Below are 15,380 nucleotides of genomic sequence, written 5' to 3' on the forward strand. Positions count from 1 at the left end.
CGCCAAACAGGTTGAGGGCGGCCTACCGAACGGTGGGCCGATTTTGCATGCGCAGTGTTCCGATTTATCTTTCTGCCTGCAAACCTGTTACACCTGCCGTGGCCGCCAACGAAACCATCTTACTGACCTTGCGCCTGGCCGGCTCGGTGCCCGCCCGCGCTGGCCGCGAGCTACACGCCCGCCACTTGGCCGCCCAGGCCGCCGCCCGCACGGCCCCCAACCCCGCCGCCGCCGGCCGCCTCGCCGAAAAGCAGTTCTTCGCCGCCTTCGATACTTTGCTGGACGCGCACTCTGTGGGGCCCGACTACCTGGGGCGCGAGAAAATAGCCGAACTGGTCGCCGGCGAGCTGCTGATGCTGGAGGAGCAGGGGTTGCGGGTTCCGGGCTTTGTGTTGCTGCCTAACCACCTGCATGCCGTGCTGGTGCTGCCAGCGGCGGCAGGCCTCTCGCTCTACAAAACTATCGAGCTGCTACACCAGCGCACCGCCGCCCAGGCCCGCCGCCTGCTGCGCGGCCAACTCCCGCCCGAGGCCGACTTCTGGCACCCCGGCGGCTCCCACGACTTGTCTATTCAGGATGAGACCGAGCAGCAGCGCGTACTGGCCTACCTGGCCGCCCACCCGGCCCGTTTGGGTTTGCCCGAGCGGTTTCATGAGTGGCCGTATGTGCCCGAATAATGGAACGATGTAGGGACGGGGCTTGCCCCCGCCCGCCACCAGAACCGTCAAACGAAATCGTTGAAACGGCGTGGACGGCGGGCGGGGGCAAGCCTCGCCCCTACATCGTTCCATCACGTTCTACTTAGCCCGGTGGATGATAGCGACGCTGATCAGGATAATCACCATGCCCAGCAGGTGCCAGCCATTGAACTCCTCGCCGTCGAGCACTCCCCAGGCCAGGGCTACTACCGGAATGAGGTAGGTATTGGAGGCCGCAAACAGGGCAGTAGAAGTTTGGATGAGCTTATTGAACAGCACCATGGCCACGGCCGTGCTCATGGTGGCCAGCAGGGCAATATAGCCGAAGGCCGGCCAGGCGCCGGGCACGGTGGCCAGCTTGTTCAGAAACCCGGTACCTACCAGCAAAAATGCCAGCGCCGGCCCCCCTATAAAAAGCAGCAGCAGCCCCGTTACGGCCAAGGCCGGAATGTCGCTTAGGTGGCGCTTTATTACGTTCACGCTTACGCCGTAGCCCAGCGTGGCAGCCACAATGAACAGGCCGTACCACGCGTTGCCGGTCCCGCCGCCGGGGGCCGTGCCGGCCGCGGCGCTGCCGCCCAGCACCATCAGCACCAGCGTACCGGCCAGGCCCAGCGCAATGCCTAACACTCGCAAACCGGTAAGCTTCTGGCCGAAAAAGGCAGCCCCTACCACCAGCGTAAACACGGCCGTAAGGGCGTTAAGCACCCCGGCCAAGCCCGAGGCCAGCCGAGTTTCGGCATAGGCGAACAGGAAGGCCGGTAGCAGCGTGCCCACCACCCCGCTCAGCAGCAGCCACTTCAGCTTCTCCCGGTTTACCCGCCCCAGGTGGCGCAGCGCAAACGGCAGCAGCAGCAGCGCCGCCACACTTACCCGGGCAGCCCCCAGCTCCAGGGCCGAAAACACCAGCAGCCCCTTCTTCATCAAAATAAACGACGTACCCCAGATACCGGCCAGCACCAGCAGCAGCACCCACGCCGTAGCGGTGGGCGCGGGCGGTGGCGACGCGGCAACGGTCGGCAGCGGGGTATGAGCAGGGGTAGTGGTGGGCATGGATGAGAAAGGAAGGGGTGGGAGCAGAATAAAAAAGAACGTCATGCTGAGCTTGCCGAAGCATCTCTACCGCTTCGTTGAACGAAAGCGAACGAAGCGGTAGAGATGCTTCGGCAAGCTCAGCATGACGTTCCGAGGAACAGGTATGATCACCCCACCAGCACCGGCTCGGCAGCCGTTATTTCGTCGAGGATGCGGTGGATTTCCAGTGGGTCGTTGGTGTCGACAAGGCGGCTGCGCCATTGGCGGGCGCCTTCGAGGCCACGGAAGTACTGGGCATAGTGGCGGCGCATCTCGAACACGCCGGCCCGCGGGCCTTTCCACTCCAGGCTTTTCTCGAAGTGCATGCGGCAGGCCTGCACGCGCTCCTCTACGGTGGGCGGGGCCAGCAGCTCGCCGGTGGCCACGTAGTGCTTCACTTCCCGAAAAATCCAGGGGTAGCCAATGGCCGCCCGGCCAATCATGATGCCATCCACGCCGTAGCGGTTCTTGTACTCCACGGCTTTCTGGGCCGAGTCGATGTCGCCGTTGCCGAAAATGGGGATTTTGATGCGCGGGTTGTTCTTGATGGCCGCAATCAGCCGCCAGTCGGCCTCGCCCTTGTACATCTGCACCCGGGTGCGGCCGTGTACCGTGAGTGCCTCGATGCCCACATCCTGCAGGCGCTCGGCCACTTCCTCCACGTTTTTGGTTGAGTCGTCCCAGCCCAGGCGCGTTTTCACGGTTACCGGCAGGTGGGTGGCCTGCACTACGGCGGCCGTCATTTCCACCATTTTCGGAATGTCGCGCAGCAGGGCCGCGCCCGCGCCCCGGCAGGCCACCTGCTTCACGGGGCAGCCATAATTAATATCGATCAGGTCGGGGCCGGCCTCGGTGCTCAAGCGGGCGCACTCGCCCATGGTGGCCACGTCGGAGCCGAACAGCTGAATGCCGATGGGCCGCTCGTAGTCGAATACATCGAGCTTCTGGCGGCTTTTGGCGGCAGCCCGAATCAGGCCCTCCGACGAAATGAACTCGGTGTACATCAAATCGGCCCCGCCCTGCTTGCACACGGCCCGGAACGGCGGGTCCGACACGTCCTCCATGGGCGCGAGCAACAGCGGGAAATCGGGCAGGGCAATGTTACGAATGTGGACCACTTAGTTGGGAGCTGATAGCTATTAGCGGCTAGCTGTTAGCTTTTGATGGAGGGTGATGAAGCAGCCAACGCGGGCCTATTTGCGGCGGGCGCTGGTATTTTGCGCAAATTTACGATTAGTTAGGGGCCCGGCCCCATCCCATCCAACCCCGCCCCCGATATGAAAGGTTTCGTTTCAAGCCGGCTGCATCCGCTGGCTAACTTAGGGCTGCTGCTGATTCTGCTGGCCGTAACGGGTGTACTCAGCACGCTGCTGATTGCCATTATCAGCAACCTGCTGTATGGGGTGGGCTTCACGGCGCTGGGCAATGTGCAGCAGCAGCCCAGCAACTACGCCAATGGCTGGGAGGTTTCGATGCTCAGCCAGGGCCTGTTGCTGCTGGGCGGCTTTGGGGGCGCGGCGGTGGCGCTGGCCAAGCTTACGGGCTACGAGCTGCCCGACTACTTTACGCCCCGCCGCCGGGTGCCGCTGGGCTGGCTGCTGCTGGCGGCCGTACTCATTGTAGCCAGTATGCCGGCCATGACGGTACTGATTTCGTGGAACGCCAAGCTGCACCTGCCCGAGGCCCTGGCCCATTGGGAGGAACTGGCCCGGCAGGCCGAAGCCACGGCCCAAAACACCATCAAGTACCTGACCCGGTTTTCGTCGCCGGCTCGCTTTGTAGTGGCGCTGCTGGTTATTGCCGTGGTACCCGCCGTAAGTGAGGAGCTGTTTTTCCGGGGCGTCATTCAGCGCAACCTCGTACAATGGACCAATTCGCGGCACGTGGGTATCTGGCTGGCGGCGGCCATTTTCAGCGCCATTCACTTCCAGTTTCTGGGCTTTTTTCCGCGTTTCGTACTGGGGCTGGTGCTGGGCTACCTGTACGAATGGAGCGGTACTATTCTGGTGCCCATGGCAGCCCACTTCGCCCAGAACGCCTTTCAGCTGGTGCTGCTATATGCCCAGCAGCGCGAGTGGTCGGCCACCGACTTCGACCCCGACTCGACAGAAGCGCTGCCCCTACCCTGGGTGCTGGCCTCGCTGCTGCTCAGCACGCTCCTACTCTGGTACCTCTACCAGCGTATGCAGCGCCCCTTCGCCGATGGCCCGCCCACCGAAATGCACACCCTGGGCCGCCGGGGCGTGGCCGTGGTGCACGCCACCGACGCCCCACCCCCACCCGCCCGCACCCTCAGCCACGATGGCGTGGATACAACCCATTCCTGAGGTGCTGGCAGTGCACTGGCAGTTGGTAGCTTTCGTGCTGAAATCCTATTTTCGCCAGGTACTACCTGTCAGGTTCCATATTTTGTGCGGAGATTGAGCCGCCGGCCCCTGCTTTGCCTGCCGGGCATTTTACCCTTCTATTCCTCAAAAGCGAGCAGCTAACGGCTGTCAGCTACTAGCCTACAACACGTTGTCTGAGCCCGCCGCCGCCAAAGCCCCGATGTCCAACCTGAGCCAGCGCATTATTTTTGGTGTGCTGGGAGCCGTGCTGCTGCTGGGCAGCGTGTGGTTCAGCGTCTGGACGTTTGCCCTGCTTTTTGCCGTGGTGCAGGCCCGTATGCTGCTGGAGTTCTACCGCATGATGCGCCAGGCGGGCTACAAGCCGGCCGCCATGCTGGGCGTGGGAATCAGCCTGCTGCTGTTTGCCAGCGTGGCCGCCCTCACCGATTTCCGGATGCTGGCCAACGCCACCGTACCGCTGGCCGTAGCCGACATGGGCTACCTGCGCAATTCGGCTATGGGCCTGATTGTGCTGCTGCCGGTACTGCTAATTCTGCGCGAAATGTACTCCTGGCCCCGCCCCAACCAGCCATTTGCCCCGTTCTCCAACGTGGGCGTGGCCCTGCTGGGGCTGCTCTACGTGAGCCTGCCCATGAGCCTGCTTACCGTGGTGGCCTTCAGCGGATCAGGCGGCTACGATTACCGCCGGGTGTTTGCGCTGCTGCTCATGGTCTGGGCTTCCGATATCGGGGCCTACGCGGCGGGCAAAACGATGGGCAAGCATAAGCTGGCGCCTAAAATCTCGCCCGGCAAAACCTGGGAAGGGGCCGTGGGCGGCTTCGTGTTTACGCTGCTGGTGGGCTACCTGCTGGGTTGGCTGCTGCCCGAACTCCCGCTGGCCTACCGCCTGGTAGTGGCGGGCGTGGTGGCCGTGTTCGGCCCGCTGGGCGATTTGGCCGAATCCATGCTCAAGCGTAGCGTGGGCGTCAAGGATTCGGGCCGCATAATGCCCGGCCACGGCGGCCTGCTGGATAGGTTCGATGCCTTCCTGTTTATCCTGCCGGTGCTGGCCGTGCTGCAGCTGGTTTTTGGGTCATAACCAGCCCCTAAGCGGCGCGTGCCCGCCGGCATTGCCCTCCCTATCTCCACTCCAAAGTAAAGGCCTACCTTTGCCTGTGAATTCCACCCGCGGCTCCGTTTTTTGCGGGGCCGCCATCTTATTCACCCCACCCAATCCCCACCCGTATGGCTGCTACCACGGTCTACAAGTACAAAGAGCCGGCTCCCCGCGTTGATGCCGAAAACCCGCTCGAATCGATGATGTCGCGCTTCAACGTGGCGGCCGAAATCCTCGGCCTCGACGAAGAAACGTACGAAGTGCTCAAAGCCGCCGATAAGCAGGTCATCGTGCACATCCCCGTCACGATGGACAACGGCAAGGTGCGCGTATTTGAGGGCTACCGCGTGATTCACAACACCATTCTGGGCCCGAGCAAGGGCGGCATCCGCTACGATAAGAACGTGCATCTCGACGAGGTGAAGGCCCTGGCCGCCTGGATGACCTGGAAGTGCGCCGTAGTTGATATTCCGTACGGTGGCGCGAAGGGGGGCATCATCTGCGAGCCGGCTACCATGAGCGCCGGCGAAATTGAGCGCCTCACCCGCGGCTACACGCTGGCCATGAAGGACGTATTCGGCCCCGACCGCGACATTCCGGCTCCCGACATGGGCACTGGCCCCCGCGAGATGGCCTGGCTGATGGACGAGTTTTCGAAGACCGTGGGCGGCACCTCGCCGGCCGTGGTTACGGGTAAGCCCCTGGTAATGGGTGGCTCGCTGGGCCGCACCGAGGCTACCGGCCGCGGCGTGATGGTAGCCGCTATGGCGGCCCTCAAAAAGCTCGGCCTCGATCCGCACACGGTGTCGGCGGCAGTGCAGGGCTTTGGTAATGTGGGCTCGTGGGCAGCCAAGCTGCTGAGCGAAAAGGGCGTGAAAATCAAGGGGCTTTCCGACGTAAGCGGTGCCTACTGGAACGATAACGGCATCGACATCAACGAGGCCATTGCCTACAAGAATGCGCATGGGGGCCGTCTCGACGGGTTCCAGGGCGCCACGATGCTCGAAAACGCCGACGACCTGCTCACCACCGATGTGGATGTGCTCGTACCAGCTGCCGTGGAGGATGTCATCACCGAGCACAACGCCCACGCCATTAAGGCCAAGCTGATTGTGGAAGGCGCCAATGGTCCTACTTCGGCCTCAGCCGACCCTATTATCAACGAAAAGGGCATTATGGTAGTGCCCGACATTCTGGCCAACTCGGGCGGCGTAACCGTTTCCTACTTCGAGTGGGTGCAGAACAAGCAGGGCTTCAAGTGGAGCGAGAAAATGGTGACCGAGCGCGCCGACCGCATCATGAACGACGCCTTCGAAAAGGTGTACCAGACGAGCCAGAAGTACGACGTGCCCATGCGCATCGCCGCCTACGTGGTTGCCATCGATAAGGTAGCCCAGACCTACAAGTTCCGCGGCGGCTACTAGCAGCGTGTTGGCCTTGGAAGTGCCTGATTGCCGCTGATGCAGGCTTACCAGCCTTACATATGGCTGGCGCACGTATATTTGTTTTCGGATAGCCCGAGCCGCTGGTTCGGGCTATCTTTGTGTAGCCTGGCTGCTTTGAGCGCTATTCTACCATCGAAATTGGCCAACTCAACGTAAGCAGTAATCCGCGCAATGCTTCATCGGTTCGCTTATGGACCGACCACAAGCCACCTGAATCAAGGTAATCAGGCTAACAGGCGCAAATCAGTGATGTATGAAAATCCATAAGGAAGGACGACGGATTCTGTTTTTTACACTGCTGGCGCTGCTGGCCGTAAACCTGCTGCTGTTTCGCTACAACGCTGAAAACGGCGGTTTCAACAAGGTTTTCGCCGGCATTTCGGTTATCATGTTTCTGATTTTGCTGCAGTTTTTCCGCAGCCCGGCCCGCCGCCTTTTCACCCACGAAGACCTGATTATTGCCCCGGCCGACGGCAAGGTGGTGGTTATCGAGAACGTGCAGGAGCCGGAGTACTTCGACGATATGCGCATGCAGATCAGCATTTTCATGTCGCCGATTAACGTGCACATCACTCGCAACCCAATTTCGGGCATCGTGCGTTACTTCAAATATCACCCCGGCAACTACCTGGTGGCCTGGCACCCCAAAAGCAGCACCAAAAACGAGCGTACCACGGTGGTTGTAGAGTCGGAAGCCGGCCCGCTGGTGCTGTTTCGTCAGATTGCCGGCGCCATGGCCCGCCGCATTGTGTGGTATGTAAACGAGGGCGACGAGGTAAGCCAGGGCGAGGAGTTCGGCTTTATCAAGTTCGGCTCGCGGGTCGACATTTTCGTGCCCCTCGACACCGAAGTAAAAGTGCAGATTGGCGAGAAGGTAAAAGGCGGCCAGACCGTTATTGCCCAGCTCAAAACCCCACCGCCAAGCCTGTTTTAAACAGTTGGCACTATTCATAAACAAACAGCGGCGGCTCCCAATTCGGAGGCCGCCGCTGCTGTTATAAAATGCTGCCAATTGCCTAGATGAGTGTTTCGCTTATTCAGCCCCAACTCGACTCTCCTTGCGCACCATGCACAGGTTTCAGTAAGCAGCCATGCGCTGTCATACAATAAGAGTAATCTAAACCTGCCGAGCCGAGAAAGACAGCCGGTTTTATAGCATCTGCAACTAACCCAACTACCTCGAAATCACCCTTTCTTAGGCAGTTTATAATGCAACAGCGCAGTGCCATCGGGCCAGGTTTGGCTGCGTAGCATCTGCAGCGCCTGGGGCTGCGCCTGGTGGCGCCAGAGCGGGATGCCCGAGCCCAGCACCCGCGGCACTACCAGCAGCATCAGCTCATCAACCAGGCCAGCCGTGAGCAGCGGCGAAGCCAGCGTACTGCCCCCGATAAGCCAGATGGTACGCCCGGGCAGCTGGCGCAACTCACGCACAAAAGCCACCGCCTCGCCACCAACGAACTGCACCGATGCATCGGGTGCCTGGCTTGGGGGCTGACGGCTGAATACGTAATTGGTGAGCCCTGTATAAGGCCAGGAGCCCGAATCGAGTATCTGTTCGTACGTGCCGCGCCCGAGCAGTGTGGCATCGGCACTGGCCAGAAATTCTGCGTAGCCATAGTCCTGGTCGGCGGAGGGTAGCCACTCCACCGAGCCATCGGGTGAAGCAATGTAACCATCGAGGCTGATGGCAATGTAGAGTACAACTTTCCGCATGCGGAGGTGGGGTTTGGGTGGGTAGGAAGAACGAGCGTTTGGTAAAGTTCGGCGCACCTGCTGTCGGGTCCGGTTTGGTAGCTGGTACGAGCCAGGCGGCCATCAGGATTGGGGTTGGCTTTTTGTTTTCGTAACAACACCGGCACTCCGACTTACTTCAACCAGTAGGCTAATTTCCATTTTTCAGTCGAGATTCGGAAGTATGTACTCCGTTGAGCGAGCACCCCGCTAGCACCGTATCTTTGTACCCGCACCGAACAGGTGCCCCCGATCTGCCACTCCTCTGTTTGTACTTGCTTTTCATATGGCCGAAGAACTTCTGCTCGATACCACTCTCAGCAAAGCCGACCAATACCGCCAGCTGCTGCCCCAGCTTACTGCCTTAACTACCGGCGAGCCCGATTTGGTAGCCAACCTGGCCAACACCGCCGCCGCCTTACGGCAGGCGTTTGGCTTTTTTTGGGTGGGATTCTACCTAGTAAAGGACGATGAACTGGTGCTTGGCCCCTTCCAGGGGCCTATTGCCTGCACCCGCATCCGGCACGGCAAAGGCGTGTGCGGCAGCAGTTGGGCCCAGGCCGCTACCCTGCTCGTACCCGACGTAGAGAAGTTTCCCGGTCATATTGCCTGCAGCTCCGCCTCGAAATCCGAAATCGTAGTACCCGTTATCCAAAACGGCCGCGTGGTAGCTGTACTAGACGTCGACAGCGACCAACTCAACGACTTTGATACCGCCGACCAGCGCTACCTGGAAGAGCTGGTGCAACTGGCGGCTACCTGGTTTTAGATCATCTGAGCTGGTACCGGCCAGAAATACCAGGGGCCGCAACTACACGTTGCGGCCCCTGGTATTTCTGGCACACGCTGCTACTTAGTGCCCGACAGCGTACTTGCTACAACATCTGACAAAAGAAAAAGGCGTTTCCGTTATGGAAACGCCCTTTTAGGTAGCGGGGACTGGACTCGAACCAGTGACCTTTGGGTTATGAGCCCAACGAGCTACCAACTGCTCCACCCCGCACTGTTTGGTAATACAAATGTACCAGGCTTTTTTGGAAATGCGACATACTGCGGCCGAAACCCTGGATACCTTGGTCGTTCCGGTTGATTATCAGGGATAAAGTTTTTTTCGGCTAAACGGTAGCGAAGCGTGCGAGTGCAACATTTTGGGTTATTTCCTACCACTGTTGGTGGCAGGCGTACAGCATACTTCTGTTTTTCCTATCAACTAGCCATTCTGTTCCGATGAGTTCCTCTACCTTCAGCTCCCGCCACTTAGTAGCCCCTATAGTGCTGGCCAGTTTGGCCCTTGCATCCTGCAACAGCAACCAGCCAGCCGAAACGGCTGATGCCACGACTGCCCCCGCTACTACAACAATGCCCACCGCTGGCTCCGGAGTAGCCGCCATCAAGCCTACCGGTCCGGCTCCGGAGTGGGCGCCCAACATGGCGCCCGAGATGCTGGCCGTCATTGAGAAACTCGATAGCCTCAGCGGACCGACTCCACCGCACAAGCTGACGCCGGCCGAGGTACGGAAGGCGCCTTCGTTCAGGGAAGCTATGATGGCCGTCATGCAGAAATACAACATCCCGGCTCCTCACACCACTATCGATACCATGAGCCAGATGGTGTCGCCAGGCCTGAAGGTGCGCATTTACACGCCCCAGGGCGCAACGGGGCCCCTGCCGGTTATCGTGTATTACCACGGCGGCGGTTGGGTTATTGCCAACCTCGACACCTATGATGCTTCGCAGCGGGCACTGGCGGCTAAAACCAATGCCATTCTGGTGGGCGTGGCCTACCGGCAGGGGCCGGAAAACAAATTTCCGGCCGCACACGACGATTCATTTGCCGCCTACCAGTGGGTACTAAAAAATGCAGGCTCTTTTAAAGGCGACCCCAAACGGGTGGCTGTGGCTGGCGAAAGCGCAGGCGGTGGCTTGGCTGCTGCCGTGAGCATTATGGCCCGCGACAAGGGCGTGCAGGCGCCTAAGCATCAATTGCTGGTATACCCCATTGCCGGGTACGATATGAATACGCCTTCGTACCAGCAGCACACCAAATCGAAGCCGCTTTACAAGGATTTCATGGCTTGGTTCTTTAAGAACTACCTGCGCACCCCCGCCGATGGTAAGAACCCAATGATTGACCTGGTAAATGCGCCTAATCTGAAAAACCTGCCGCCTGCTACCGTTATTAGCGCGGGCATCGACCCATTGATGAGCGAGGGCAAAACGTACGCCGATAAGCTACAGGCTGCCGGCGTACCAGTTACCTATAAGCTCTACCCCGATGTGGCGCACGAGTTTTTCGGTATGGGTGCCGTGGTGCCCCAGGCCGAAGAAGCGGAGAATCTGGCCGCCAACGAGCTGAAAAACGCGCTGAAATAGCCGGCCAGTTGTAAGCACTTTTTTCAACGCTTATCACCCAAAGGGTCATTGGGTGGCAGAATCTCTTCTGCCACCCAATGACCCTTTTTTGGAGCCTTAGCCGGCTAAAATCGACTGGTAATTCCGAAATGGATTTTGCCTGAGCTTAACCCGAAGCGCTGCTGCTCACTACGGCCCAAAGCATACACGAACTGAAACTGGCCTGCGCCGGTACGGAAGCTCAGGCCCGCCCCCAGGCCGGTGGGTGTATCGCGCGGATAGGGGTCGTTCGGGAGGTCACGACGCAGATAGGCCTGGTCGGCAAATACGAACAGGTAGGTATCGGGGCCGGTGAATTGGCGAAACTCGGCCGTACCCACCGCATACTGGCTGGCGTAGAAATTCAGTTCGTTGAAGCCGCGGAGTGTTGCCAGCCCGCCCAGCCGGAACAGGTCGTTGAGAAACAGCCGGTCGTTGAGCAGCGCTTCACCCCGCAGCCGGGTGAGCAGCACCCCGGCCCGCCCGAACCGGAAATAGCGCTCGGCCCGCAGGCCCAGGCTCACCTGGCGGGTGCGCAGGGCCAGGCCATTGTATAGCTCGGGCTTCACGTCGGAGTTAGGCGTCAGGCGCTTGGTACCAATAGCCGCCTGCCCGCTTACCAGCAATCCTCGTCTTGGGAAATAGGGGTCATCGAGCGTGTTCCAGGTATAGTCGAGGCCATAGGAGCCGAAGCGCGAGTCAATGTTGTCGGGCAGGCGGGCGGCCTGCTGCAGGGTCGAGTCCTGGTTGAGCAATCGGGAGTTGCGCTGCTCGAAGAATACGGCCAGCCGCCCCGCCCGGGCCGTGGGGTAGGCCACCTGCAGGCGCGGCTTAGTTGTCAGAAACAGCTCCGCCTGCTTGAGCAGATTGAACGAGGCGCTGACTTCGAGCGGGGTTCCGAAGAACGTAGGATGCAGGTACTGGCCATCGAGTAACTGCGAGGTGGCATCGAGCTTGCGCCACTGTACGCCCAGCCCCTTACCCCCACCCCCAATGTTGCGCAGGTTTAGGGTAATGTCGCCGGTTATCTGCACCTTCTTCTGCCCCAGGCCCGGGTTGGGGTTGGGCAGCACGCCCACAATGGCATCAAACTGGTTGGCCGTACGATCATCAAGCAGGAAGTACACCCGTGCGCGGCCCCGGGCAAAACGTACTTCGGGCGCGGCCTTCACCTGCAGATACGGCAGCTGGCGCAACCGGCGGTCAGCTTCCAACAGCCGCTGCTGGCTGAAAGGCTCGCCGGGCTCTATCTGCAGGTATTTGCTCAGGAAGCGCGCCTTTGTTTTGGTCTGACCGACAATTTGAATCGAATCGAACACAATAGCCGGGCCCCGCCGCAACACCACCCGGCCCTCAATAGCAGAACCACGCAGAGCCAGCGAATCGAGCCCGACAGTGGCAAAGGGGTACCCTTGGTTTTCGGCCTCCTGAAGCACGTTTTCCTGAAACTTCACCCATTCCTGCGGCCGTAATAGCTGTTGCTGGTAGAGTTTTTCGCGGAAGCCTGCCCGCTCTAGGAGCGCGTCGCCGAGGTTGCCGTTGCGTAGCCGGGCCCAGCGAAACTGCTCGCCTACGTACAGGCGCACGCGCAGGGTATCGTTGGCGCGCCAGCGCAGCTCATCGGCCGAGGCCGTGAGGTAGGCATCGGCCTGTAGGGCCAGCACCAGCGTGCGTACCTCGCGCAGGGCCGCCAGCGAGTCGGGTAATTGCCGGCGGTAGCGGTAGGGCCGTAACAAGGCCTCATCGGCAGGCTCAGTTTCGAGGCGCAACACCACGGGCCGCACCGGCCGGAGCGGGGCGGGCATAGCTTTGCGAGCCGAATCGGGCGGCGGAGACGCGGCAGGCACGGCCGAAACCGGCGGAGCTGCCGGGTTCAGCGGTGTGCTGCCCTGCGCCGCCGCCCACCCGGCTGCACTCAGCAGCAAACACCAGAAACAGAGGATGCGGACGTACATTTGTGCCAGTGCAACGCGAACCGCGGCGTTTAATTTCCCGAAGATACTTTTTTGGCTTGCGGAACGCTCACTGCCATCGGCCCCGCCCCGATGAATAGCCCGGCACGACAGTACATAGCAGCCCGGGCGTCGTGTGAGCAGGCCTACTTCACGCAGCTTTCAGCTACATTCCACTCCCTTCATCTTGCCCGGCATCTACCTTCATATCCCCTTCTGCAAGCAGGCCTGCCATTACTGCGACTTCCATTTTAGCACCAGCATGGGGCTGAAGAGCCGCTTGGTAGAAGCAATGGTAGCCGAAATGGACCTGCGGGCCGATTACCTGGAGCCGGGAGCAACTATCGAGACCATTTACTTCGGTGGCGGCACACCCTCCCTGCTCTCAGCTACGGAGCTTGACCAGTTACTGACAGCCATCAACAACCGGTTCACGGTGGCCGCCGATGCCGAAATCACGCTCGAAGCCAATCCCGATGACCTGACCGCAGCCAAAGTACGCGAACTGGCGGCCTCACCCGTCAACCGACTTAGTATTGGCCTGCAAAGCTTCCATGAGCCGCACTTACGCCTCATGAACCGGGCTCACTCAGCTCAGGAGTCAAGCGAAGCCGTACAGCGGGCTCAGGATGCGGGCTTCGAGAATATTTCGGTGGATCTGATTTACGGCATCTCCGCCCCCGACCATCGCATCTGGGAGGCTGATATGGCAGCTGCGTTTGCGCTCAAGGTACCGCACCTGTCTTGCTACGCCCTCACCATCGAGCCCGATACCGTATTTGGCCGCCAGTTGCGCAAGGGGACGCTGCTACCGCCACCCGATGAGTTCGTGGCCCAACAGTTTGAAATGCTACTGGCCGAAATGGGCCGTCATAGCTACGAGCAATACGAAATCAGCAACTTCTGCCAGTCCGGCCGCGAATCGCGCCACAATTCGGCTTACTGGGCCGGGGTACCCTACCTGGGCCTGGGTCCCAGCGCCCATTCCTTTAACGGGCACAGCCGGCACGCTACACTGGCCAACAATCCGCGTTACATAGCCGCCATACTCGAAGAAGGAGCCGTTCCAGCTACGACAGAAGTCCTCAGCCCGCTGGATCAGGCCAACGAATACCTCATGACCAGCCTACGCACTGCGCGTGGCTGCGACCTGAACTGGCTGCGCGCCCAATTGGGCATAGACCTACCAGCTACCCGCGCCGACTACCTAACCCACCTCCAGACTACCGGTTTGGCAACAATGGAGGCTGGCTGGCTGCGTCTGACTAACGAGGGCAAGCTCCTAGCCGACCACATTACGCTGGAGCTGTTTCAGGCAGGCTGAAAGCGAAATGGCGAATCAGAAACGAAACTGCCCCCACAGGATTCCTGTGGTTGGTAGTACCGCTTTAGTGCTTTTGTTATTTCTTTGGAAACAGCAACCGGCCACAACGCCCGGCCGCTCCCTTCCGCCAACCGAAAAAAGATGAGAAGACTGATTGATGCGCTGGCCGATGACACTGATTTCTTCATTGAGCAGGTACACCTTACCGCCATCGTTTTCGATAACTCCGACGACGTGACCATCTGGGCAACTACCGATTTCGATGGCGATACGCACTTCTTTCACTTAGGCCTACCCTTCCAACAGCTCGATTTATTACTGCGTCTGGCAGGCCCCCGTTCGTCGGTACTACAGGAAGACGTGGCCGAAGCCTTGGCCACTGTTCAGGAGTGGCCGTGTTTACTTGAATACACAACCGAAGCCAACGCTCCAGTTCCACTACCCAACGTAGCCCTCAAGCTCTCTTGCACCTATCCGGCCGATGAGCTATTTGGTGAAGAAGATGATGAAGAACAGCCCTTCGACATAACCGTGCAGGAGGATGAGGAGGCAGCCGAGTACGAAGCAGAACAACCCCACAACATCTTCTATCTGGAAGGGGTATTTCTACGAGTAGTGTAGCTGTAAGTATCTCACCAAAGCTTTAGGATCGGACTGTATCACCAAAGAGAACTGCCCAACCTATTCCGCTTCAATGAATCTGCAGTGCAATCCAGGCGGCTAACTGAATCATGATCATAGAGCATGATATAGGTGAATACACCTAGTCCCCAGCAGTATCTCCAGTCCCCTCACAAACCGAACGGCCCGCTTGCTCGCCTGAGCAAATGGGTCGTACCGCGTTAGTCACAGTGCAGTAGCGCGTGGCAGCCAGCACAAGCATGGCTCCCCCGGCAGCACAGTTGGGGCCGGACCAGCGGGCTATAAACGCGAGCTGCCCCGCGCATCCCGGGCCGTGAGGCACGCAGGACGCTGCGGGGCAGCAGGCTTGATAAGGTTGGCGGCGACCGACTCTCCCACCGATGAAGGCAGTACCATAGGCGCTCCGGGGCTTAACGACTCTGTTCGGAATGGGAAGAGGTGAACACCCGGGCTAAAGCCACCATTATCAATTCAGCACATCCTACCCGTGTTCAAGAGGTAAGCGGCCGTGAAATTCGACATAGAGGTCGAGTAAAAGAAAAAGCAAGCAGTGAGCGGTTTGCTACAGAAGTGTTCGAGCCCTTAGTACCCCTCGGCTATGCCATTTCTGACTGTACACCTGGGGCCTATCAACGTCCTCGTCTCGAACGGCTCTTCAATCGGATATCTCATCTTCAGG

General features: G+C 59.8%; 13 protein-coding genes, 1 tRNA gene and 2 rRNA genes. 9 read left to right on the forward strand and 7 right to left on the reverse strand.

What is annotated here, in order from left to right; genetic code table 11:
* Positions 1-98: 98 nt before the first annotated feature.
* Positions 99-677, forward strand: a complete 579-nt coding sequence (locus tag J7E24_RS01955) for a hypothetical protein (protein WP_215134560.1) — start codon at positions 99-101, stop codon at positions 675-677.
* Positions 678-797: 120 nt separating this feature from the next.
* Here J7E24_RS01955 and J7E24_RS01960 read toward each other — a convergent pair whose 3' ends face one another.
* Together J7E24_RS01960 and dusB are read right to left on the reverse strand one after the other, a co-directional pair.
* The gene (locus J7E24_RS01960; RefSeq protein ID WP_251046964.1) at positions 798-1,751 is read right to left on the reverse strand and encodes a DMT family transporter; all 954 of its coding nucleotides are present in this window, start codon (positions 1,749-1,751) and stop codon (positions 798-800) included.
* Positions 1,752-1,900: 149 nt separating this feature from the next.
* Complete coding sequence (dusB, locus tag J7E24_RS01965) at positions 1,901-2,890, reverse strand: tRNA dihydrouridine synthase DusB (RefSeq protein WP_215134564.1); 990 nt, start codon at positions 2,888-2,890, stop codon at positions 1,901-1,903.
* A 159-nt stretch (positions 2,891-3,049) separates the two neighbouring features.
* Between dusB and J7E24_RS01970 the strand changes: the two genes are divergently transcribed.
* The 4 genes from J7E24_RS01970 (at position 3,050) to J7E24_RS01985 (ending at position 7,595) form a co-directional block, all read left to right on the forward strand.
* Complete coding sequence (locus J7E24_RS01970) at positions 3,050-4,099, forward strand: CPBP family intramembrane glutamic endopeptidase (protein ID WP_215134566.1); 1,050 nt, start codon at positions 3,050-3,052, stop codon at positions 4,097-4,099.
* Positions 4,100-4,289: 190 nt separating this feature from the next.
* Positions 4,290-5,198, forward strand: coding sequence for a phosphatidate cytidylyltransferase (locus J7E24_RS01975; RefSeq protein ID WP_215134568.1), 909 nt, complete (start codon positions 4,290-4,292; stop codon positions 5,196-5,198).
* A gap of 146 nt (positions 5,199-5,344) precedes the next feature.
* Positions 5,345-6,640 (forward strand): Glu/Leu/Phe/Val family dehydrogenase, encoded by a 1,296-nt coding sequence (locus J7E24_RS01980; RefSeq protein WP_215134570.1) that lies wholly within the window; start codon positions 5,345-5,347, stop codon positions 6,638-6,640.
* 274 nt (positions 6,641-6,914) lie between these two features.
* Entirely contained in the window at positions 6,915-7,595 is a 681-nt protein-coding gene (locus tag J7E24_RS01985) for a phosphatidylserine decarboxylase family protein (protein ID WP_215134572.1), read from the forward strand.
* Positions 7,596-7,846: 251 nt separating this feature from the next.
* On the opposite strand, the gene J7E24_RS01990 is transcribed toward J7E24_RS01985, so the two are convergent.
* Positions 7,847-8,374: a dihydrofolate reductase family protein gene (locus J7E24_RS01990; protein ID WP_215134574.1), complete on the reverse strand. Its 528-nt coding sequence runs from the start codon at positions 8,372-8,374 to the stop codon at positions 7,847-7,849.
* Between the two features lie 304 nt (positions 8,375-8,678).
* Between J7E24_RS01990 and J7E24_RS01995 the strand changes: the two genes are divergently transcribed.
* The gene (locus J7E24_RS01995; protein WP_215134576.1) at positions 8,679-9,161 is read left to right on the forward strand and encodes a GAF domain-containing protein; all 483 of its coding nucleotides are present in this window, start codon (positions 8,679-8,681) and stop codon (positions 9,159-9,161) included.
* Positions 9,162-9,322: 161 nt separating this feature from the next.
* On the opposite strand, the gene J7E24_RS02000 is transcribed toward J7E24_RS01995, so the two are convergent.
* Positions 9,323-9,395, reverse strand: a tRNA-Met gene (locus J7E24_RS02000).
* 224 nt (positions 9,396-9,619) lie between these two features.
* Here J7E24_RS02000 and J7E24_RS02005 point away from each other — a divergent pair.
* The gene (locus J7E24_RS02005; protein WP_215134578.1) at positions 9,620-10,765 is read left to right on the forward strand and encodes an alpha/beta hydrolase; all 1,146 of its coding nucleotides are present in this window, start codon (positions 9,620-9,622) and stop codon (positions 10,763-10,765) included.
* Positions 10,766-10,869: 104 nt separating this feature from the next.
* Here the strand turns inward: J7E24_RS02005 and J7E24_RS02010 are convergent, their stop codons facing one another.
* Complete coding sequence (locus J7E24_RS02010) at positions 10,870-12,738, reverse strand: BamA/TamA family outer membrane protein (RefSeq protein ID WP_215134580.1); 1,869 nt, start codon at positions 12,736-12,738, stop codon at positions 10,870-10,872.
* Positions 12,739-12,922: 184 nt separating this feature from the next.
* Here J7E24_RS02010 and hemW point away from each other — a divergent pair, with 184 nt between their 5' ends.
* Both hemW and J7E24_RS02020 read left to right on the forward strand, forming a co-directional pair.
* Positions 12,923-14,059 carry a radical SAM family heme chaperone HemW gene (gene hemW, locus J7E24_RS02015; RefSeq protein WP_215134582.1) on the forward strand — a complete coding sequence of 379 codons (1,137 nt, stop codon included), beginning with the start codon at positions 12,923-12,925 and terminating at the stop codon, positions 14,057-14,059.
* Positions 14,060-14,200: 141 nt separating this feature from the next.
* Positions 14,201-14,680 (forward strand): hypothetical protein, encoded by a 480-nt coding sequence (locus J7E24_RS02020; RefSeq protein ID WP_215134584.1) that lies wholly within the window; start codon positions 14,201-14,203, stop codon positions 14,678-14,680.
* Between the two features lie 374 nt (positions 14,681-15,054).
* Here J7E24_RS02020 and rrf read toward each other — a convergent pair.
* Together rrf and J7E24_RS02030 are read right to left on the reverse strand one after the other, a co-directional pair.
* A 5S ribosomal RNA gene (gene rrf / locus J7E24_RS02025) occupies positions 15,055-15,166 on the reverse strand.
* A gap of 97 nt (positions 15,167-15,263) precedes the next feature.
* A 23S ribosomal RNA gene (locus J7E24_RS02030) occupies positions 15,264-15,380 on the reverse strand; the annotation flags it as partial.

It is taken from the genome of Hymenobacter sp. ISL-91, from assembly GCF_018613725.1.
GTDB lineage: Bacteria > Bacteroidota > Bacteroidia > Cytophagales > Hymenobacteraceae > Hymenobacter.